This window comes from Pseudoduganella sp. jia 9 (genome assembly GCF_055502615.1).
The window spans coordinates 100,408-119,880 of sequence record NZ_JBUPWE010000007.1; the positions used below are offsets into that span (position 1 = coordinate 100,408).

Consider the following 19,473-nt stretch of genomic DNA (forward strand, 5'->3'; position numbering starts at 1 on the left):
TCAAATAGCCCCAGTCTCCAAGATAGTCCCCACTAAAATTGGTGGGGACTATTGGAGACTGGAATTGAACACGGCAGGCGCCGGCGCAGCGCGAACTACCCGCTAGAGTTCAAGCGCAAGCTGGCACAGCAAGCATGCGAACCAGGAGTATCAGTCGCACAGCTGGTCCTACAGCACGATCTGAACACGAATATGGTGTTCAAATGGCGGCGCCAGTTGCGCGCTGGCATGTTAGATCAACGAGGGCTGGTCGCGGTGACATTGACGCCAACAGCGTCGTCACAAGCTGGTGTGAGCGATCAGTGCTGCAACGGCGTGATCGAAATCGGCCTGGGCAAAGTCACGGTGCGCATCGAAGGCCGCCCCGATCCTGCAACACTGGCAGTGGTGCTGGCAGGACTGCGCCAATGATCGGTCTGCCCGCAGGAACACGCATCTGGCTCGCGGCGGGCGTCACCGACATGCGCTCGGGTTTCAACGGCCTGGCGTCGAAAGTGCAGACGGCCCTGGAGGATGATCCGTACAGCGGCCATGTGTTTGTTTTCCGGGGACGCCGCGGTGATCTGATCAAAGTGTTGTGGTGGACCGGCGATGGCCTGTGCCTGCTATGTAAGCGCCTGGAGCGCGGTCTCTCATCTGGCCGCAGGCCACCAGCGGCACGGTTACACTGACGCACGCGCAGCTTTCTATGCTGCTCGAAGGGATCGACTGGCGCCGGCCAGAGCGCACCTGGCGACCAGAGTCGGCCTTGTAAACTTGCTATGGTCCGCGTAGACTTGGCCGCATGCTTAACGCCGCCGACCTGCCCGACGATATCGCTGCCTTGAAGGCCATGCTGCTGGCAAGCGAAGCGCGTGCAACGCATCTTGCCGCTGAGGTGTCGACACGCACCGCCGAGATCGAGCACCTGAAGCTGGTATTGGCCAAGCTGCGGCGCATGCAGTTTGGCCGCAGCTCAGAAAAGCTGGACCAGCGGATCGAGCAACTGGAACTCCAGCTGGAAGACCTGGAAGCGGAAGAAGCTGTCGCCGAAGCCCATGCACCTGCAGAGGTGGCGCCCCGCAAGAAAGCCGAACGTAAGCCGCTGCCACCGCATCTACCGCGTGACGAGCGCGTGCAGATGCCACTGGGCGATGCGTGCCCGGACTGCGGCGGCAAACTGAAATATCTCGGCGAAGACGTTTCGGAACAGCTGGAGTACGTGCCGGCCAGCTTCCGCGTGGTCCGCCACGTACGCCCCAAACTGGCGTGCGCTTGCTGCGATACCATCGTGCAGGCGCCGGCGGCAAGCCGGCCGACCGCACGTGGCCTTGCAGGCCCTGGTCTGCTCGCCGATGCGCTGGTGGCGAAGTATGCCGACCACCTGCCGCTGTACCGCCAAAGCGTGATCTACGCACGCGAAGGTGTGGAGCTGGAGCGCAGCCTACTGGCCAGCTGGGTCGGCGCCGCCAGCATGCTGCTATGGCCTCTGATCGATGCGCTACGCCGCCATGTTTTTGCCGGCACCAAGCTGCACGCCGACGATACGCCAGTACCGGTGCTAGCACCGGGCAATGGCAAGACTCGCACGGCACGCCTGTGGACTTATGTGCGTGACGACCGCGCCAGCGGTGACGACACGCCACCAGCAGTGTGGTTTGCCTATTCGCCAGACCGCAAGGGCGAGCATCCGCGGGCGCACCTGGTCAGTTTCAACGGCGTGCTGCAAGCCGATGCCTACGCCGGTTTCAATGCCATCTACGAAACCGGCCGCATCGTCGAAGCAGCTTGCTGGGCGCACGCACGCCGCAAGTTTTACGACCTGTATGCAGAACGCCCGACACCGCTGACGACGGAAGCACTACGCCGCATCGGCGAGCTGTATGCCATCGAGGAATCTATCCGCGGCAAGCCGCCTGACGAACGGCGTGCTGCACGTCAGCTGCAAGCGAAGCCGCTGCTCGACGACCTGGAGCGCTGGCTGCACGCCACGCTCTCCACGCTGTCGCGCAAATCCGATACGGCAGCGGCGATCCTGTATGCCCTCAAGCTGTGGCTAGCACTGACTCGCTATGCCGACGACGGTCGCATCGAGATCGACAACTCAGCCGCCGAACGCGCGTTGCGCGGCGTCGCGCTGGGCCGGCGCAATTACCACTTTGCCGGTGCCGACAGCGGTGGCGAACGCGCTGCCGCCATGTATGGGCTGATCGGAACGGCCAGGCTGAACGGAGTCGACCCGGAAGCCTGGTTGCGTCACGTGCTGACGCATATCGCCGATCAACTGTGAACCGCGTCGACGATTTCCTGCCCTGGAACTGTGCCGCCAAATTGGCCGGCTAAACTCCGCTTCCCAGCGGTGTGGTAAGCATCATCTCGCTTCCTGCCAACCGACTCAAGACGGCGCACAGCCGACGCTTACCCATTAGCGGCCATGTGGGTCCAAAAGCTGGGCGAGCGTCAAGGTCGTGGCACTTTAAGTAATAAAAGTTTTCTATAAGAATCTTCGACATCACAATTAATTGAATGCCAATTTTCCATAGTCGGCAAGGTTCAGATAAATATACTTGCCGAGGCTTACCGCCCGCTGTGCGCGAACATAAGTCCCGCTTGACACTCTCAGAGGCGAAGCATGTATTCAGCGACGGAATCCGATTTCAGTGGGCGGCTGATCAGATATCCTTGGATAACATCACATCCGGCGTTCCTCAGCTCCGCCGCCTGGAGTTCGCTCTCGACCCTTCCGCGACTGTTTTCATGCCCAAGGACCTCGCGAGACCGACGATGCCTCGGATAACCGCCGATGCCCTCTCTGAAACGACCAGCGCCTGAACAAACGACCTGTCGATCTTAAGCGTATCGCCTGGAGATCGACTACCGCCGCTATGACGCCGCCGGTCGCGTCGCGCAGTCTGGCCTCCGCGCCAGCAGTACGAGCAGCGTCGATAATGTGCTGAAGGCTCTCGGCATCAACTCTGCTGGCCATATCTACAGCTACGATGCCAGTGGCCACATTACACGCCAGCGCGAGCTGACGATCCAGCTGACCAAGAGCCAGGATATCTTCTTCGTCAAGGATGGATTCGATCTCCCTTATGGCAACCCTTATGGCGGGTACGACGCCATGGGCAACCTGCTGGGATACACCGTCGCCCGGCAAGGCGTCAAGCGTGAAGACAACGTGCGCTATGTGGTGTCCTATGCGCTGTTCGACACGTACAAGGAAGCGCAGACAGGCATCTGGAAAACTGGAACCTGGCCCCACTATACGAACGACACCTCGAGCGTTGGAGGCGCTACGGGATCCAACTACAGCGTCTACGATGCCAATGGCAATCGCAAACTGGTGGTTGAAGGTGGCACCGGCCAAGTTCTGAATCGACTTTGGTACGACGCGGAGGGCCATATCCAGTCCTATCAGGCAAACGGCAAGGAAGAACGGTTCAACCTGATCGTTAACGGCAATGTGCTCGGCGAGGAAACCCAGACCACGGACAATATCCTGGGCTCGACCTACATGCCGGTGAACAGCCCTTCCCTGTCGGCCGCGCCGAGCCTGTACAGCGTGCAGAGCAGCTCCGAAACGCTGCGCGATATCGCCAAGAGCGTATGGGGTGATGCCAACTTGTGGTACCTGATCGCTGATGCGAACGGGCTGTCCAGCGATGCAAAGCTCGAAGTGGGCCAGACGCTGCGCATCCCGGCGCGCGCCAATACGGTGCACAACGACTACAACACCTACAAGCCCTACGATCCAAGCGAGCAGATCGGTAGCACCGCGCCGGCCATGCCGCCGCCTAGCAGTGGCGGTGGTGGTTGCGGTGGTGTTGGCCAGTTGGTGATGATTGTCGTGGCGGTCGTGGCGACGATCTATACGGCGGGCGCTGCATCGGGCCTGCTCGCCACTGCGGGAACGACAGCCGCTACCGGTCTCTCGGCCACGATGGCCGCTGGTGTCAGCGTATTCACCGGCGCCTCCACATTGACCCTTGGAGGGGCAATGACGGCCGCCGCCATTGGCGGCGCCGTGGGTTCGATCGCCAGCCAGGCAGTCGGTATCGCCATTGGTGCCCAAGAAGGCTTCAGCTGGAAAGGTGTTGCACTATCCGCCATCGGCAGCGGCATTGGCGCTGGCATTGCGGCAGGCGCTGGAAATCTTGGTAGCACGTTCACAGCGAAGGGTTCGCAGGAAGCAGCGGCCCGCGCCGTCCTGGGCAACGTCGCATCGCAGGGGGTCGGTGTCGCTACTGGACTGCAGGATGGATTCAACTGGCGTAGTGTCGCTGCCTCAGGCATCGGCGCGGCAGTGGGTGCCCGTACAGCGGAGTACCTGAACGAACCGGGTGTCGGATCTCAACTGTTCGGCGGTAATGGCGTCGCAAAGGCAACCGCTAGTGGCTTCGCTGCCGGTATGAGCACGGCGGTTGCGCGTGGCGGTAAAATCGAGGTTGCGCGGATTGCCACAGATGCGTTCGGCAATGCGCTGGGGAGTAGCCTGGCTGACCGTATAAGCACAACGACGCACACCTCAGCGGATCAAATTTTCGGCGATAACGTCAAGGCTTGGCGAGACAATCCGTTTGAAGGCCCAACCAGAAATAGCTACGCCTTCGACGGTGGAGATCAAAGTACAAATTACCTGGAACAACTGGAAGCCAACGACGTCCGAAACCTCAAGCAAAACAACAGCGCTTTTGCGGGAAACACGATGTCACGCGCTCCTTGGGATATCGATTCGTCTATTCCAACAATCTTTGTTCCGCATGCAAAGATGACGTTTGAAGAGAAGCTGGCCTATGATTTACGCGTTCCCGCAAGTGCACCTGGACAGTTTGGCAATGATTTTAGCCGAGGCTTCGACAGTACGCACCGAAGCGTATTGCAAGGGCCAGCACCGAGCGGTGAAGTACTTGGTCGCCAGGCTGCCGCAGTTGCGGATTTTGGGAAAGGCATGCTGGGGCTACATAGTGCAAGTGCTGCAAAGACAAACTGGGAGGCTGGTAATTACGGCATCTCTGTAATTCATGGTGCGGCTGCGGTTGGCGAATTGGGGTCAACCTTGCTCAGCCTTGGATCTGTGGGAGTATTGCGCCAAGGCGTTGCCACAAGAGCTACTGCGCTAGCAGGGGCAAATAGCTCAGGTGCGAAACTAACATTTGATTCATCATTAAATACAGTCGACAGGGCTTGGAGCGTTCAGACCGGCGAGATGCTAGCAAGGGACCCCGTCGCGAGGGCATCGTATGCACGACTTCAACGTCAAGGGACTGATGTGAAATTTGTAAACGATCCGAACATGCGTGAGATGGGACTATTTGATCCTTACTCGAATGAGGTTACTGTGAACATGCTCAGGCATTCGTCGGTTAGAGAAGCAGGTTCAACCGTTGTTCATGAAGCGCTGCACCAGAATAGATTTTTCCGGAGTGGCGTCGCTCCAGGAACACAATTTGAGGAATATTTAGCTTTCAGGAACGAATTTCTTTTCCAGAACGCTAGGCGGCCGACGCTTATGGAACGTCAGCAGATCATTAACGATGTAGTGAAGCCTTTATATCCGCACTTGCCAAGCGGGAAATTGCCAACGTTTGGAGGGGGGAAACCATGAAGCCGATTAATGTAAAGGGTGGCGAGGTATCGGCAGTACAAGCACTTCGTTTTTTTGAAGGTGGGCAACATTTAAGTTGTCCAGTTTGTGACGCCTTACTAGACTCCATTCCGGCCGGTATTGCGCCCGGAACCGGTCACATTTCGGGGCTAGTCTGCCCAATAAGTAATAAGCATTACCTGATATATGGCGAGGATGCGGACGTAATGAAAAAGGCACGGGAAGGCTTACGGCGGATTGCAGGGAAGTTGGAATGAGGAGGTGAAAGCGGCACTGGTCAGTGTACTGACAATCAGTCACGGACGAAGCAGTAGAGCAAGTGGCCGCGTTACCGTAAATTGGCGTCGGCCATATCCTGTTCGTATCCTGTGGGTATCTTATCGTAGGCCATTCGTAGTCTAACCGTATCCCATCCGGGCGGCTGAAAAACCGCCCTGGTACGAAAACCCCAGCAGGAAACGGTCATGGGTAGGGTGTGCGGGGAGTCCCCGCCGCCCCTGCCGATCTCTCACACATCACGCAACCCTTCGGGTTGGCGCAAAGCCCGCCGTTGCGGGCTTTGCGCGTTTAGCGCTACCGCATTCTACGTTTAACGCTTGGCGCGGAAATCGCCCATAGCGCCCGTCGTTGCAGGCGGTCCGTGTTAAACGCGGTCTGCCGCTGCCATGTCTTTTAAATTAAAAAAGCCGTCCCCAACCCGCTGCTGTTCGCGCGGGGTCCGGGTACGGCTTCTTTTTTAGCTGCTAAGAAAGAGCGCTAGGCGTTGGCCTGAGCCAGCACCATTTCCAGCATCTCCATCACAAAGCGCTGCTTCTGCTTGGGCAGTTCGCTGATGCGCTCGATGCTGCGCTCCAGCTGCGAGGCAGGCCCGCGCTTGCCTGCGCGCGGCGTAGCGGCCGCCGCCCGGCCCAGCAGCACATCCACCTGTACCTTAAAAGTCTCAGCCAGGGTCGGCAGCATCGACGCCGGCACGCGCAGTCGCGCCACCTCGTAGTGGGCGAGCGTCTGCTGCGCGATGCCGAGCACTTCGGCCAGTTGTTGCTGCGTCATGCCATGTTCGTGGCGCAGCTGGGCGATGCGCTTGCCCAGTTCTACGAAGAACGGCTTGTCGTTTGAGGCCATTGCATCCATCCAAAGGTGCGTGTGTGACCCATAAGATACCTCCTGTTTTTAGAAACAGAGTTGACACTACTCTGAACTAGAGTAAGTATTAAGGCGGTTATTTTTATTTTTACCCCCTTGAGAGGTTTTGAGCTGAGCACGAAAAATGGCACGTATCCCGGAAGCTGACATCGAGCGGCTAAAAAAATGAAGTGTCGCTGGTGCGCCTGATCGAGAGCCAGGGGCACACGCTGACCAAGCGCGGCAAGGATTGGGTGATGCGCTGCGTGTTCCACGAGGATGCCACGGCCAGCCTGGTCGTCACCGACAGCAAGAACCTGTACCACTGCTTCGGCTGCAACGCGGCCGGCAGCGTGATCGACTGGGTGATGAAGACGCAGGGTGTCTCGCTGCCGCATGCCGTGCAGTTAATGCGTAACGGGGCGCCGCTGGAAGGTGGTCAGGCCGGCGAGAAGGTCGGCATCAAGCGCAGCCACCAGCGGCACCTTCCTCCCTTAGTTGCCGACACGGCCGATGACCAGGCGCTGCTGGTGCAGGTGACGGACTACTACCATTCGGCGTTGAAGCAGTCGCCCGACGCGCTGGCCTACCTGCAAAGCCGGGGCCTGGTGAGCGCCGAAATGATCGACGTGTTCAAGCTGGGCTACGCCGACCGCACGCTGACGTACCGGCTGCCGCCGGGGCAGAACGTGGCCGGCCGGGAGATCCGCACCCACCTGCAGACACTGGGCGTGTACCGCAGCAGCGGCCATGAGCATCTGAACGGCTGCATCGTAGTGCCGGTGATCGGGATGGAGGATGGCGCCATGCCCGAGCAGGCCGGGAAGATCATGCAGCTGTACGGCAGGCGCATCGCGCCGAACAGCAAGATCCCGGCTGACCAGCCGCGCCACATGTATCTGCCACGCCCGCTCAAGGGTGTATGGAACGAGGCGGCGCTGGTGGCCAGCCGCGAAATCATCCTGTGCGAATCGCTGATCGACGCCCGACCATGAAACGCAAGCCGATCAAAGCCAGGGATGGAAGCGTCGAAAATGTCGCCGGGTGGAAGGCGTTAGCATGTCCCGGCATGGCGCGGGCAAAAGCAATGAAGGTAGGGACGATTGGACCAGAGCTTGGGCAACCCGGCGGGACATGTGCTACGCACCGGGCATAGGGACCGTCACCGTTATAAGGCACTTCTACCCACCTTTCAGGCTGCCAATCCTACCCACCTTTCTACCCACCTTTCATGCGTGGATAGTGGCGGATTCAGCCGGACGATGCTGGACAGTGGAATGCGCGGTTTTCCCTATGACAGACGAAAAAAAGCCCCACATCGTGGGGCTCTTCTTCAGAACGCTTGGCGGAGACGGTGGGATTCGAACCCACGATACGGGTATAAGCCATATGCTTCCTTAGCAGGGAAGTGCCTTCGGCCACTCGGCCACGTCTCCTAGATGATTACTCACCTATCATCTTTTCTGCAACATTTCTGCGTCAGATCAGATGCCCGCCATAGTAATTGCCACGACCTGTTTGGTCAAGGCAATCGGCGGTTTTTTTCTGAAATATTCACTCTTTTTCGAGTTCAAAAGCCTTGTGCAGCGCGCGCACCGCCAGCTCCATGTATTTCTCGTCGATCAACACGGAAATCTTGATCTCGGAGGTGGAGATCATCATGATGTTGATGCTTTCGTCAGCCAGCGTGCGGAACATCTGCGAGGCCACGCCGACGTGGCTGCGCATGCCCACGCCGACCACCGAGATCTTCGACACTTTCGCATCGCCAACCAGCGAGGCAAAGCCGAGTTCTTCCTTCTCGCCGTTCAGGACCTCCAGCGCCTTGTTGTAGTCGTTGCGGGAGACGGTGAACGTGAAGTCGGTCTTGCCTTCGACGGACTGGTTCTGGATGATCATGTCCACTTCGATATTGGCGTCGGCCACCGGGCCCAGGATGTGGTAAGCCACGCCAGGACGGTCGGGCACGCCCATCACGGTGATTTTGGCTTCATCGCGGTTGAAGGCGATGCCGGAGATGACTGCTTGTTCCATATTGTCTTCCTCAAACGAAATCAGGGTACCGGACTTGGCTTCCTCGGCCAGGTCCATCAGCGGGTCGGTCAGCGACGACAGCACGCGCGTCGGCACGCGGTAGTTGCCGGCGAATTCCACCGAGCGCGTCTGCAGCACTTTCGAGCCCAGCGATGCCATTTCCAGCATCTCTTCGAAGGTGATGTTCTTCAGGCGGCGCGCTTCCGATACCACGCGCGGATCGGTCGTGTACACGCCGTCCACATCGGTGTAGATCAGGCATTCGTCCGCTTTCAGCGCGGCGGCGATCGCCACGGCCGAAGTGTCGGAACCGCCGCGGCCCAGCGTGGCGATGTTGCTGTTCTCGTCGACGCCCTGGAAGCCCGTGATGATCACGATCTTGTTCTGGTCCAGGTCGGCACGCACGCGCTTGTCGTCGATCGACTGGATGCGCGCCTTGGTGAACGCGGAGTCGGTCTTGATGCCGACCTGCCAGCCGGCGTACGACACGGCAGCCTTGCCGATCGCCTGCAGGGCCATCGACAGCAGGCCGACGGAGACCTGTTCGCCGGTGGAGGCGATCATGTCCAGTTCGCGCGGGTCGGGCGGATTCTGGATTTCCTTGGCCAGCGCGATCAGGCGGTTGGTCTCGCCGGACATTGCCGACGGCACCACCACCACCTGGTGTCCCGCATCGTGCCATTTGGCGACACGGCGCGCGACGTTCTTGATACGGTCCGTCGAACCCATCGACGTCCCGCCGTATTTATGAACGATTAAAGCCATTGCGTTTTTCAATCGGTTGAAGTAAGGGAGCCCTTTACTCTACCTGCTGCAATGCAAAACGACAAGTCAAAAAAGTAATGAAGTCATACACTTAGAGCATAAGCTCATAAGAATAGCCATGGGTGACAAAACTTTATTCGTCTTCCCAACGTAGTGCTATGCGGAAATTCGCGTCGGCGGCAACATAATGGCAATCCATGCCGATGCCCGCCGCATACAACAGTCGGCCGGGAATACCGACCACTGGCAGCCGGGAGCGCTGCCAGGCCGGCGTCCCCAGGCTCTGGTGGTGCTGCTTCAGGCCGCGCGTGGGACGGTTCGGCGCCAGCCTGAGGCGCTCGCCACCGCGGCGGAACGAAATCGTCAGCAGTTGCTCGCGCAGCCAGTCGGCTGAAACGCCCTGCTCCGCCGCGTCGAAATGCAGCGTGCCGCCGTAATCCGGGAAGGCGATCGATGATTCGCCATTCCAGCGGAAATGCTGGACCGGGCGTTCGTCGTATTCGTCCTCTTCGGCACCGGCCAGTTCTTTCGGCTTCGGCACCAGGTACACGCGGCCGCGATGGCGACGCACTTCGCAATCGGGGTGCGTGACGAGCAGCTCGGCACCGTCGCGCGCTTCCAGCAGTTGCGCGACCATTTCGGCCAGCCACGCGGCCGAAGGAATGCGGATGCCGCGCACGCCGAACCAGTGGCGCAGCAGGTTGTTGCGGCGGTCTTCGCCCAGCGCGCGCAGGTGATCGACGGAAACGCTGTCGTCGGCCAGGCCCGCCTGCAGGTCCTGCTCGGCCAGCTCCGTCAGCAGGCGCTGGGCGGAGCGTGCGTGCACGGCGCTGCGGGCGAAGCGCTCCTGGTAACCGGGGAATGCGGCCGCCAGCGCCGGCATCACCATATGGCGCAGCGCGTTGCGGGCATAGCGGGTATCGTCGTTCGACTCATCGTCGATGTGGGCGACGGCATGTTCGCCCCGGTACGCCTCCAGCTGGGCGCGCGAGGCTTGCAGCAACGGGCGGGCCAGCACGATGTCGGCGCTGCCCAGCAGGCCGGGCGCCGTGTTGAACGCATCCATGCCGGACAGGCCGGCCGGGCCCGCGCCGCGCGCCAGTTGCAGCAGGATGGTTTCGGCCTGGTCGTCGAGGTGGTGGGCCGTCAGCAGCAGCGGCACGCCATGCTCGCGGCACAGCTCGCCAATTGCCTGATAGCGCGCCTGGCGGGCCGAGGCTTCCGTGCCGGCCTTGCGATCCGCCAGCGTGACCCGGCGCGACGCGAACGCGATGCCGAGCTTGTCGCATTCGGCCGCGCAGTGGGCTTCCCAGGCATCGGCGTTCTGGCTCAGGCCATGGTGGATGTGGAAGGCAAGCAGCGGCGCCTCTCCGGCTGCCGCATGGGCCAGGTGCAGCAGCACCGAGGAGTCGAGGCCGCCGCTATAGGCGATGGCGACGGGCTGGCCTGCCTGGCGCGGCAGCGCGGCGAGCGCCGAGGAAAAAACGGTTGCGAGGTCGGAATGACGCGATTTCATGTCGAAGAATAAAAAAATAGGGACGGACCCTGTTTTTCAGGATATTTCCTGAAAAACAGGGTCCGTCCCCAATTTGTTGGTGGAGGAATTACTCCGGCGACGTGGTTTCCTTGAACTTGCCGTAGCTCATCAGTTTCTGGTGGCGCTGTTCGAGCAGGTCTTTGGTCTTGACGCCCTGGAACTGGCGCAGCGAGTCGGCCAGCGCGCGCTTCAGCAGGCGGGCCATTTCCTTCGGGTCGCGGTGGGCGCCGCCCAGCGGCTCGCTGACGATCTTGTCGACCAGGCCCATCGCCTTCAGGCGGTGTGCGGTCAGGCCCAGCGCCTCGGCGGCGTCAGACGCGCGCTCGGCCGTCTTCCACAGGATCGATGCGCAGCCTTCCGGCGAAATCACAGAATACGTGGCGTATTGCAGCATCAGCACGGAGTCGCCGACGGCGATCGCCAGCGCGCCGCCGGAGCCGCCTTCGCCGATGATCGTGGCGATCAGCGGCACTTTCAGTTCGGCCATCACGTAGAGGTTGTGGCCGATCGCTTCGGACTGGCCGCGCTCTTCGGCGTCGATGCCGGGGAAGGCGCCGGGCGTGTCGACGAACGTGAAGATCGGCAGGTTGAATTTCTCCGCCACTTTCATCAGGCGCATCGCCTTGCGGTAGCCTTCCGGCTTCGGCATGCCGAAGTTGCGCAGTGCGCGTTCCTTCGTGTCGCGGCCCTTCTGGTGGCCGATCACCATGCAGGGCTGGCCGTTGAAGCGGGCCAGGCCGCCAACGATCGACTGGTCGTCGGCATACGTGCGGTCGCCGTGCAGTTCGTGGAAGTCGGTGAAGATCTCGTTCACGTAATCCATCGTGTATGGCCGCTGCGGATGGCGGGCGATCTGCGACACCTGCCATGGCGTCAGCTTGGCGTAGATGTCCTTGGTCAGTTGCTGGCTTTTCTTGGCCAGGCGGTCGATCTCTTCCGAGATGTCGACGGCCGAATCGTCCTGCACGAAGCGCAGCTCTTCAATCTTGGAATCGAGCTCCGCGATGGGCTGTTCAAAATTGAGGAAAGTAGTTTTGGTCATTGGTCCTCCGAGAGTATGAACCCAGGGCGCGCTCGCGCAGGCGGGAGCGCGAGCGGCCGAGGCTTCAAAATTTTTGGCTATTCTACCGGAACAGGATCGAGGCTACGCCATAAATACCAGGTAGCAACGGTGCGATACGGTTCCCAATTGGCCGCCACTTCGCGCGCATCGCTGCGCGAGACGGGCTCGCCGGAAAAATAGTTGTGGCTGATGCCCGCGATCAGGCGCGGGTCGTCCAGCGGCAGCACGTTCGGCCGCAGCAGGTTAAAGATCAGGAACATCTCCGCGGTCCAGCGCGTGATGCCGCGGATCTGGACCAGCTCCGCAATGACGGCCTCGTCCTCCATCTGGTGCCACTCGCCGGCATGCACCTTCTTGGCCTTGAAGTTGTCGGCCAGATCGAGGATGTATTCCGTCTTGCGCTTGGACAGGCCGCACCCGGCCAGCTCTTCCGCGCCCGCCTTCATGACGAGCGCCGGCGTGAATTTGGGGAGGGCCACCAGCAGCTTCTGCCAGGCGGCGTTGGCGGCCTTGGGCGTCACCTGCTGGTTGACGATCGAGCGCGCCAGGGTGGTAAACGGATCGTCGTGCCCCACCAGGTGCAGGTCGCCGAACTGGGGAATGAGCTTGTTCATGATGCGGTCGCGCCGCATCAGCTCGGCCTTGGCCTCTTCCCAGTACGGCGGCAAGGCCACCTGGCGGCCCGCGCCGCCCGATTTATCCCTGGACTGGAGAACCATTATGCGCGGCGCCAGTTCGTCGTACCGTCTGGCTTGTCTTCGAGGACGACGCCGGCGGCCAGCAGGTCGGCGCGGATCTTGTCCGCCTGCGCGAAGTCGCGTGCCTTCTTCGCCGCCGCGCGGGCCGCGATCGCTTCCACGATGGCCACTTCGCCGAAGGCGTCGGCCACGCCGGCCTGCAGGAACTCCTGCGGGCTGCGCTGCAGCAGGCCCAGCACGCCGGCCAGGCCTTTCAGCTGGCGCACGGCCTCGGGCGACTTCGACCGATTGACTTCCGAGGCCAGGTCGAACAGCACGGCCACCGCGATCGGCGTATTGAAGTCGTCGTCCATCGCTTCGGCGAACCGCTTCGCGTGGGCTTCGTTCCAGTCCAGTTCGGCACCATCGCCTGCCGCGCCATCGAGCGCCGTGTACAGGCGGGTCAGCGCGCCGCGCGCATCCTCGATGTGCACGTCCGAATAATTCAGCGGGCTGCGGTAGTGGGCGCGCACGATGAAGAAACGCACCACTTCGGCGTCGAACTTTTTCAGTACGTCGCGGATCGTGAAGAAGTTGCCGAGCGACTTGGACATCTTCTCGTTGTCGACGCGCACGAAGCCGTTATGGATCCAGTAGTTCGCCAGCGGCTTGCCGAAGGCGCCTTCGGACTGCGCGATCTCGTTCTCGTGGTGCGGGAACTGCAGGTCCTGGCCACCGCCATGGATGTCGAACTGTTCGCCGAGCAGCGCGCAGGACATCGCCGAGCACTCGATGTGCCAGCCCGGCCGGCCGCTGCCCCACTTCGACTCCCATTTCACTTCGGCCGGTTCGCTTTCCTTCGAGGCTTTCCACAGCACGAAATCGAGCGGGTCGCGCTTGCCGGTGTTGACGTCCACGCGCTCGCCGGCGCGCAGGTCGTCGAGCGACTTGCCGGACAGCTTGCCGTAGCCGTCGAAGCCGCGCACGGCATAGTTCACGTCGCCGTCCTCGCCCTGGTAGGCCAGGCCCTTCGCCTCGAGCTGCTCGATGATCGACAGCATCTGCGGCACGTACTCGGTGGCGTGCGGCACGTCGGTTGGCGGCAGGATGCCGAGCGCCTCGGCGTCCTCGTCCATGTAGCGTTCGAAACGGGATGTGAGCGAGTGGATCGACTCGTTGTTGTCGACCGCGCGGCGGATGATCTTGTCCTCGATGTCCGTGACGTTGCGCACGTATTGCACGTCGTAGCCCGATGCCGTCAGCCAGCGGTAGATCACGTCGAACGCCATCATCATGCGCGCATGGCCCACGTGGCAGTAGTCATAGACCGTGATACCGCAGACATACATGCGGACCTTGCCCGCTTCCATCGGAGTGAACGTCTGCTTGTCGCGCGCCAGCGTGTTATAGATCTTTAAGTTGCTCATCGGACTCTTGTTTTCTTCGGCGCCCGCCCCTTCAACGCACAAAGAGAAAACCGGGCGCTGGCGTTACTTGCCGCACCGGGTTTTCTCGATTGGCTGGGAAGCCGGACAGACCCGCAGTAGCTCTAGGCTAGTTCTTCGTTCTGTTTGTTCTCATGTTCTGGTTCCACTCGTGACGGTCTAGAATGGAAGCCGTCGCCAAGTATAGCATTGATAAAATGCCCTGGGCTCAATATCCACCCGCAACAGAAAGACGAGAACATGTACACGAATAAGCTCTACTACGGAACGATGATTGCCGGATTGCTGCTGTCCGGAGCCGTGTTTGCCGCCAACCCGCAGGTAGCGCTGAAGACCACCGCCGGCGAGATCGTGCTGGAGCTGAACCAGGAAAAGGCGCCGAAGTCCACGGCCAATTTCCTCGCCTATGTCAAGAGCGGCTTCTACAAGGATACGATCTTCCACCGCGTGATCGACGGCTTCATGATCCAGGGCGGCGGCTACACGAAAGACCTGAAGGGCAAGCCGACCCGCCCGCCGATTCCCAGCGAATCGAAGAATGGCCTGAACAACGTGGCGTACTCGGTGGCGATGGCGCGCATGGATAGCCCGAACTCGGCCAATTCGCAATTCTTCATCAACGTGGCCGACAACATGGCACTCGACTATCCGAACTTCGACGGCGTCGGCTATACCGTGTTCGGCCGCGTGATTTCCGGCTATGAAGTGGTCGACAAGATCAAGGGCGTGCTGGTCGACGACAAGAGTTTCGCCTTCCAGAACGTGCCCGTGACGCCGATCGTCATCACGTCGGCCACCGTGCTGAAGAAGCCGATCGAGCCGAAGCAGCCGCCGGGCCAGGCGCCGGCCCAGGCCGAACCGGCTGCCGCGGCGCAGCCGGAAGCACAGCCGCAGGTCCAGTTAGAAACGCCCGCCGAAGCACCGGCCGCGCCAGCACAGTAAAATAGCGTTTTGCCATCGGCTGCGGTAATATCGCGGCCCTCTTCTGAACACTCTTCCAAATTCAACGGGAAAGACCATGACCACCATTACCATCACCACGAACAAGGGCAAGATCGTTGCCGAGCTGGACGCCGAGAAAGCGCCGAAGACCGTCGAGAACTTCCTGAACTACGCCAAGGCCGGCCACTACGACAACACGATCTTCCACCGCGTGATCGATGGCTTCATGATCCAGGGCGGTGGTTTCGAGCCGGGCATGAAGCAAAAAGCCGCCGACCAGACCGTGGAAAACGAAGCCAAGAACGGCCTGAAGAACGAACCGTACACGCTGGCGATGGCCCGCACGTCGGCCCCGCATTCGGCGTCGGCGCAGTTCTTCATCAACGTGAAGAACAACAGCTTCCTCGACTACCCGGGCCAGGATGGCTGGGGCTATGCCGTGTTCGGCGTGGTTACCGAAGGCAAGGAAGTCGTCGACGAAATCCGCAAAGTGAAAACCACGCGCAGCGGCATGTTTGCCGACGTGCCGGTGGAAGACGTGATCATCGAGAAGGTCGAAGCGGCATAAGCTTTCGCTCTCGATCCTGCCTTGATCCTGTTCATTTCCGACCTGCACCTGCAGGTCGACCGGCCCGCCCTGACCGAAGCCTTCCTGCGCTTCGTCGACGAGCGGGCCCGCTCCGCCCGGCAGCTCTACCTGCTGGGTGACCTATTCGAATACTGGGCCGGCGACGACGACCTGGACGACGCGTTCCACACCCGCATTGCCGCCGCGCTGCGCGCGCTGGCCGATAGCGGCGTCGAGGTCTTCTGGATTGCCGGCAATCGCGATTTCCTCGTCGGCGAACGTTTTGCCAGCGCCGCGGGGCTCACCCTGCTCCCCGAGACCTGGGTCATCGAAGACCACGGCCGCCGCATCGTGCTCGTGCACGGCGATGCGCAATGCACCGACGACGTCAAGTACATGGCCTTCCGCGCCCAGGTGCGCCAGCCCGGCTGGCAGCAGCAGTTCCTCGCCATGCCGCTGGCGCAGCGCAAGGCGATCATCGCCGGCCTGCGCGACAACAGCCGCAAGGACCAGGGCGAAAAATCCTACGAGATCATGGATGTGACGCCGCAGGCGATCGACGACGTCTTCGTGCAGACGAACGCCGACGTGATGATCCACGGCCACACGCACCGCCCTGCCCTGCACGCGCACGGCGACCGGCTACGCTACGTGCTGCCGGACTGGGAACCGGAGGCCTCACCACCGCGCGGCGGCTGGATCGCGATCGGCGACGATGGCGCGATCACGCGGCATGCGCTGGACGGCATCATCCTGCACTGAGAAAAACTGGGGACGGACCCTGTTTTTCAGGAAATGCGGGGCGGCGCGAATGACGGCAGTCTCGTCAAAGCGCCAGTGCTCTGCGGTTCGTGCATGGCCGGCGGCGTTTGCTGCCCGGAAGATTTCCTGGAAACAGGGGTACGTCCCCAGTTTTGCCTTATGGCCATACGGCGTCTTCGGTCCAGCCCAGCTCGGCAAAGTCCTGCGCGCGCAGGTCCGCCTCTCCCGACGAATAAAACTCATCCAGCTGCGGCGGCTCGACCGAGGTGCCGGCCAGCATCGCATGCACCTGCCCGCGGTGGTGGACCTGGTGCTGGAACAGGTGCGCCAGCAGGCGCTGGCGGGTGTCGCGCTGCAACTGGTCGCCGCGATCGATGGTGACGATGACGTCGAGCTCGCCGTCGACCAGTTCGGCGCAGTAGGCGATCAGCGAATCGTTGCTTTCCCGCTGCGCCTGCCATAACGTTGCACAGGTGGCGCAGGGCTCCTCCGGCGCGAAAAACTGCCGGTAGTCAGGGTGCGGCGGCTCGCCGTGCCGGTCGCGCCACAGCGCATCCAGGTAGAAGCGCTGCGTGGTCAGATTATGGTTCAGCGTGTAGCGGATGCTGGGAAAGAAACTGGTGCGTGTCGCATCCTCGAACTCGGCTTGCGACAGCGCGCTGCATGCGCGCAGCAGGCGGTGATCGGCCCAGGCATTGTTGCGAGCCTGGGCCAGCAGGTACCGCGACAGCGGATCGGGCGGCATGTTGCACTCCTTGTGAAAAGATCGCGAGGCGACTTGAAAATTGCCAGCCGTGAAATAAGCTGGAAGTTGGGAGTCTAAACGAACAGGGGCGTAGTCCCGAGGAGCCATCATGCTGAATGGAGACACCCTGCGGCGGGTCTTCCCCGACTGCAGCGACGCGGACGACTGGGCCACCGCGCTCGACGGCGCGCTGAGCCGGTTTCACATCACCACCCGCGACCGCGTCTGCGCGTTTCTTGCGCAAACGAGCCATGAGTCGGGCCACTTCAACCGGCTCGAGGAATCGTTGTTCTACCGCACTCCGGCGCGGCTGATGGCCGTGTGGCCGAGGCGTTTTCCGGACGTGGCCAGCGCCACCCCGTTCGTGCGGAATCCGGAACGCCTGGCGAACTTCGTCTATGCGCGGCGGATGGGCAATGGCGACGAAGCCAGCGGCGACGGTTTTCGCTTCCGCGGCCGCGGCCTGATCCAGCTGACCGGCCGCAGCAATTACCATCAGGCCGGCGAAGCGCTCGGCATCGACCTGGTGGGAGCACCGGAAAAGCTGGTGTCGAAGGAAGTGGCGGCACTGTCGGCGGCCTGGTTCTGGGACAGTCGCGGCCTGAATGCGCTGGCCGACCACGACAAGCCGGACGACGATCTCGAGGATTTCGTGGAAATTACGCGCCGCATCAATGGCGGCACCGTGGGCATGAAGGAACGGCTGGCCGTCTACAAATTGCTGCGCAGCAGCCTTGCCTGACCGCTGCCGCCTGCTTCGCCGACCGTGCTAATGCTGCCGCGGCACCTCGGCGAACGCCGCCTCGATACGGTGGATCAGCGGCAGGTTCATGGCATGTGTATGCCGGTTCCACCGGTCCATCGTCGACTGCAGTTCATTCTGCAGGCGGTGCGCCAGCTGAAACTCGCCGGCGCCCGCGGCCCAGATCGCGAACTCGGCCTTTGCCTCGAAACTGCCGTGGCGTTTCACCGCCGCCTCGAACTCGGCGCGCGCCTCGCTGGCGCGGCCCGCGCCGGCAAGCGCGTGCGCCAGCAGCAGGCTTGCCTGCTCGGGACGAAAATCCGGATCGGTGTGCCGCAACCGCTCCAGGTACCCGATCGCTTCGGCATGCCGCCCGCATGCAAGGCTGGCGCGCGCGGCGCCAAGCCGGATGTCCGGATCGTTGGCAAACGGGCCCTGCAGCGAAGCGCCATACGTCACGGCGGCGGCCTCGGCATCGCCCGCCTGCAACTGGGCATTTGCCAGGCGCACCTGATGATGCGCGCTGGGGGCGAAATCGAATGCGGCCTGCGCGTCGCGCAAAGCACGCACCGGGTCGAACGCCTGCGCGGCACCCGCGGCAGCCTTGCGGTCGCGCCGTTCGCGCCGCGAACTCGGCAGGTAAACGCCGACGTAGTACAACAGGGCGCCCAGCAGCGGTATGACGAACAGGATCAACAGCCAGGGCGCCTGCTGGCGGCTGCGGATCGCATGGGCGGCGAAAAAGACCGCGATCAGCACGTGCAGCCCGATTACAAAGATCAACATCACGCTCTCCACCGGTTCACCGAGCGGTCATTGTAGGGATTTCGATTCTTCTGTACAACTTATGACCTGCAAGGCAATTCCTTGCCGTTTGACAGCATGTTGACAGTCCCTATAGCTGCCTGCCGGGTACTTACTTGACCGGCTCAAAGCGCACATTGAGGCCGTCGCGCGTGGTATGGATCGTCGTCGGCACGTATTGCACGCCGAGGTAGCGCAGTTCGTCGGGGCGGAAATAATAGACCGGCACGTCGCGCACCAGGCGTTCAACGACGACGTTGGCGGCGGCCGTGAGTTGGCCCTGCGTGCGCGCATCGGTGCCGCCGACCGAGAAGCGCTCGATGCGGGCATCGCTGAGCACCACGGCATTGCGGACATTGTCCACCAGCAAGCGACCGGACAGCGCCACGCTGCCCTGCAACGCCGGCCGCAACAGCGGCGACGTGACCGACACATCGGCGGACAGTGCCAGCCGGTCGTTATCGCGCAATAGCGCCAGTTGGGGCCGCGACAGTTGCAGCTCGAACACACCGAGGGCGCGCTGCTGCAGGGGGAAGCGTTCATCCAGGCCGCGCTGCAGGCGCTCCAGCGGCACCTCGACTTCGCGCGGCCCGGTCAGGCTGGCACAGCCCGCCAGCAACGCCGCCGCGGCCAGCGGCACCAGCATCAATTTGCGCCGCGGCATGGACATCGTCTGCATA

At 61.8% G+C, this 19,473-nt stretch carries 18 protein-coding genes, 1 tRNA gene and 2 pseudogenes; 10 read left to right on the forward strand and 11 right to left on the reverse strand.

Features of this window, described 5'->3' with window-relative positions; genetic code table 11:
* Positions 1 to 51 precede the first annotated feature (51 nt).
* The 4 genes and pseudogenes from tnpA (at position 52) to tnpC (ending at position 2,322) form a co-directional block, all read left to right on the forward strand.
* The gene (gene tnpA / locus ACY34H_RS10090) at positions 52 to 411 is read left to right on the forward strand and encodes an IS66-like element accessory protein TnpA (protein WP_464977368.1); all 360 of its coding nucleotides are present in this window, start codon (positions 52 to 54) and stop codon (positions 409 to 411) included.
* Positions 408 to 671: an IS66 family insertion sequence element accessory protein TnpB gene (gene tnpB / locus ACY34H_RS10095; protein ID WP_464977369.1), complete on the forward strand. Its 264-nt coding sequence runs from the start codon at positions 408 to 410 to the stop codon at positions 669 to 671. The genes tnpA and tnpB overlap by 4 nt, the downstream gene beginning before the upstream one ends.
* Complete coding sequence (locus ACY34H_RS10100) at positions 668 to 754, forward strand: hypothetical protein (RefSeq protein WP_464977586.1); 87 nt, start codon at positions 668 to 670, stop codon at positions 752 to 754. The genes tnpB and ACY34H_RS10100 overlap by 4 nt, the downstream gene beginning before the upstream one ends.
* A 30-nt stretch (positions 755 to 784) precedes the next feature.
* Positions 785 to 2,322: pseudogene (tnpC, locus tag ACY34H_RS10105) on the forward strand (IS66 family transposase).
* A 365-nt stretch (positions 2,323 to 2,687) separates the two neighbouring features.
* Here tnpC and ACY34H_RS10110 read toward each other — a convergent pair.
* Positions 2,688 to 2,828 (reverse strand): hypothetical protein, encoded by a 141-nt coding sequence (locus tag ACY34H_RS10110; protein WP_464977587.1) that lies wholly within the window; start codon positions 2,826 to 2,828, stop codon positions 2,688 to 2,690.
* A gap of 101 nt (positions 2,829 to 2,929) precedes the next feature.
* Between ACY34H_RS10110 and ACY34H_RS10115 the strand changes: the two genes are divergently transcribed.
* A complete protein-coding gene (locus ACY34H_RS10115) occupies positions 2,930 to 5,587 on the forward strand; it encodes a LysM peptidoglycan-binding domain-containing protein (protein WP_464977370.1) in 2,658 nt (885 codons plus the stop codon).
* Between the two features lie 756 nt (positions 5,588 to 6,343).
* On the opposite strand, the gene ACY34H_RS10120 is transcribed toward ACY34H_RS10115, so the two are convergent.
* Complete coding sequence (locus ACY34H_RS10120; protein WP_464977371.1) at positions 6,344 to 6,709, reverse strand: helix-turn-helix domain-containing protein; 366 nt, start codon at positions 6,707 to 6,709, stop codon at positions 6,344 to 6,346.
* Positions 6,710 to 6,900: 191 nt separating this feature from the next.
* Between ACY34H_RS10120 and ACY34H_RS10125 the strand changes: the two genes are divergently transcribed.
* Positions 6,901 to 7,704 (forward strand): CHC2 zinc finger domain-containing protein, encoded by an 804-nt coding sequence (locus tag ACY34H_RS10125; protein WP_464977372.1) that lies wholly within the window; start codon positions 6,901 to 6,903, stop codon positions 7,702 to 7,704.
* A 348-nt stretch (positions 7,705 to 8,052) separates the two neighbouring features.
* Here the strand turns inward: ACY34H_RS10125 and ACY34H_RS10130 are convergent.
* The 6 genes from ACY34H_RS10130 to cysS all read right to left on the reverse strand — a co-directional run bounded on the left by ACY34H_RS10130 (position 8,053) and on the right by cysS (position 14,212).
* Positions 8,053 to 8,145: transfer RNA gene (locus tag ACY34H_RS10130), tRNA-Ser, on the reverse strand.
* 118 nt (positions 8,146 to 8,263) lie between these two features.
* Entirely contained in the window at positions 8,264 to 9,508 is a 1,245-nt protein-coding gene (locus tag ACY34H_RS10135) for an aspartate kinase (protein ID WP_464977373.1), read from the reverse strand.
* Positions 9,509 to 9,641: 133 nt separating this feature from the next.
* Positions 9,642 to 11,024 carry a tRNA lysidine(34) synthetase TilS gene (gene tilS, locus ACY34H_RS10140; protein WP_464977374.1) on the reverse strand — a complete coding sequence of 461 codons (1,383 nt, stop codon included), beginning with the start codon at positions 11,022 to 11,024 and terminating at the stop codon, positions 9,642 to 9,644.
* 88 nt (positions 11,025 to 11,112) lie between these two features.
* Positions 11,113 to 12,087, reverse strand: a complete 975-nt coding sequence (locus ACY34H_RS10145) for an acetyl-CoA carboxylase carboxyltransferase subunit alpha (protein WP_464977375.1) — start codon at positions 12,085 to 12,087, stop codon at positions 11,113 to 11,115.
* Positions 12,088 to 12,164: 77 nt separating this feature from the next.
* Positions 12,165 to 12,827: a DNA-3-methyladenine glycosylase family protein gene (locus ACY34H_RS10150; protein ID WP_464977376.1), complete on the reverse strand. Its 663-nt coding sequence runs from the start codon at positions 12,825 to 12,827 to the stop codon at positions 12,165 to 12,167.
* Positions 12,827 to 14,212: a cysteine--tRNA ligase gene (gene cysS, locus ACY34H_RS10155; RefSeq protein WP_464977377.1), complete on the reverse strand. Its 1,386-nt coding sequence runs from the start codon at positions 14,210 to 14,212 to the stop codon at positions 12,827 to 12,829. The genes ACY34H_RS10150 and cysS overlap by 1 nt, the downstream gene beginning before the upstream one ends.
* 258 nt (positions 14,213 to 14,470) lie before the next feature.
* On the opposite strand from cysS, the pseudogene ACY34H_RS10160 reads away from it, so the two are divergent.
* From ACY34H_RS10160 to ACY34H_RS10170, 3 genes and pseudogenes are all read left to right on the forward strand, one after another.
* A pseudogene (locus ACY34H_RS10160) lies at positions 14,471 to 15,040 on the forward strand (peptidylprolyl isomerase); the annotation flags it as partial.
* Positions 15,041 to 15,248: 208 nt separating this feature from the next.
* The gene (locus ACY34H_RS10165; RefSeq protein WP_464977378.1) at positions 15,249 to 15,740 is read left to right on the forward strand and encodes a peptidylprolyl isomerase; all 492 of its coding nucleotides are present in this window, start codon (positions 15,249 to 15,251) and stop codon (positions 15,738 to 15,740) included.
* 21 nt (positions 15,741 to 15,761) lie between these two features.
* Positions 15,762 to 16,502, forward strand: a complete 741-nt coding sequence (locus ACY34H_RS10170; RefSeq protein WP_464977379.1) for a UDP-2,3-diacylglucosamine diphosphatase — start codon at positions 15,762 to 15,764, stop codon at positions 16,500 to 16,502.
* Positions 16,503 to 16,659: 157 nt separating this feature from the next.
* Here ACY34H_RS10170 and ACY34H_RS10175 read toward each other — a convergent pair whose 3' ends face one another.
* Positions 16,660 to 17,247 carry a DinB family protein gene (locus ACY34H_RS10175; protein WP_464977380.1) on the reverse strand — a complete coding sequence of 196 codons (588 nt, stop codon included), beginning with the start codon at positions 17,245 to 17,247 and terminating at the stop codon, positions 16,660 to 16,662.
* A 109-nt stretch (positions 17,248 to 17,356) separates the two neighbouring features.
* Between ACY34H_RS10175 and ACY34H_RS10180 the strand changes: the two genes are divergently transcribed.
* Complete coding sequence (locus ACY34H_RS10180) at positions 17,357 to 17,989, forward strand: glycoside hydrolase family 19 protein (RefSeq protein WP_464977381.1); 633 nt, start codon at positions 17,357 to 17,359, stop codon at positions 17,987 to 17,989.
* Between the two features lie 27 nt (positions 17,990 to 18,016).
* Here ACY34H_RS10180 and ACY34H_RS10185 read toward each other — a convergent pair whose 3' ends face one another.
* Together ACY34H_RS10185 and ACY34H_RS10190 are read right to left on the reverse strand one after the other, a co-directional pair.
* Positions 18,017 to 18,775 (reverse strand): tetratricopeptide repeat protein, encoded by a 759-nt coding sequence (locus ACY34H_RS10185; protein WP_464977382.1) that lies wholly within the window; start codon positions 18,773 to 18,775, stop codon positions 18,017 to 18,019.
* Between the two features lie 130 nt (positions 18,776 to 18,905).
* Positions 18,906 to 19,472 carry a DUF1439 domain-containing protein gene (locus ACY34H_RS10190; RefSeq protein WP_464977383.1) on the reverse strand — a complete coding sequence of 189 codons (567 nt, stop codon included), beginning with the start codon at positions 19,470 to 19,472 and terminating at the stop codon, positions 18,906 to 18,908.
* Position 19,473: the final 1 nt, after the last annotated feature.

Coding starts and splice junctions, on each gene's coding strand:
- ACY34H_RS10145 (WP_464977375.1), bottom strand. CDS start 12,087: ATGACCAAAACTACTTTCCTCAATTTTGAACAGCCCATCGCGGAGCTC.
- cysS (WP_464977377.1), bottom strand. CDS start 14,212: ATGAGCAACTTAAAGATCTATAACACGCTGGCGCGCGACAAGCAGACG.
- tilS (WP_464977374.1), bottom strand. CDS start 11,024: ATGAAATCGCGTCATTCCGACCTCGCAACCGTTTTTTCCTCGGCGCTC.
- ACY34H_RS10190 (WP_464977383.1), bottom strand. CDS start 19,472: ATGCAGACGATGTCCATGCCGCGGCGCAAATTGATGCTGGTGCCGCTG.
- ACY34H_RS10135 (WP_464977373.1), bottom strand. CDS start 9,508: ATGGCTTTAATCGTTCATAAATACGGCGGGACGTCGATGGGTTCGACG.
- ACY34H_RS10165 (WP_464977378.1), top strand. CDS start 15,249: ATGACCACCATTACCATCACCACGAACAAGGGCAAGATCGTTGCCGAG.
- tnpB (WP_464977369.1), top strand. CDS start 408: ATGATCGGTCTGCCCGCAGGAACACGCATCTGGCTCGCGGCGGGCGTC.
- ACY34H_RS10150 (WP_464977376.1), bottom strand. CDS start 12,827: ATGGTTCTCCAGTCCAGGGATAAATCGGGCGGCGCGGGCCGCCAGGTG.
- ACY34H_RS10175 (WP_464977380.1), bottom strand. CDS start 17,247: ATGCCGCCCGATCCGCTGTCGCGGTACCTGCTGGCCCAGGCTCGCAAC.
- ACY34H_RS10185 (WP_464977382.1), bottom strand. CDS start 18,775: ATGTTGATCTTTGTAATCGGGCTGCACGTGCTGATCGCGGTCTTTTTC.
- ACY34H_RS10120 (WP_464977371.1), bottom strand. CDS start 6,709: ATGGCCTCAAACGACAAGCCGTTCTTCGTAGAACTGGGCAAGCGCATC.
- ACY34H_RS10180 (WP_464977381.1), top strand. CDS start 17,357: ATGCTGAATGGAGACACCCTGCGGCGGGTCTTCCCCGACTGCAGCGAC.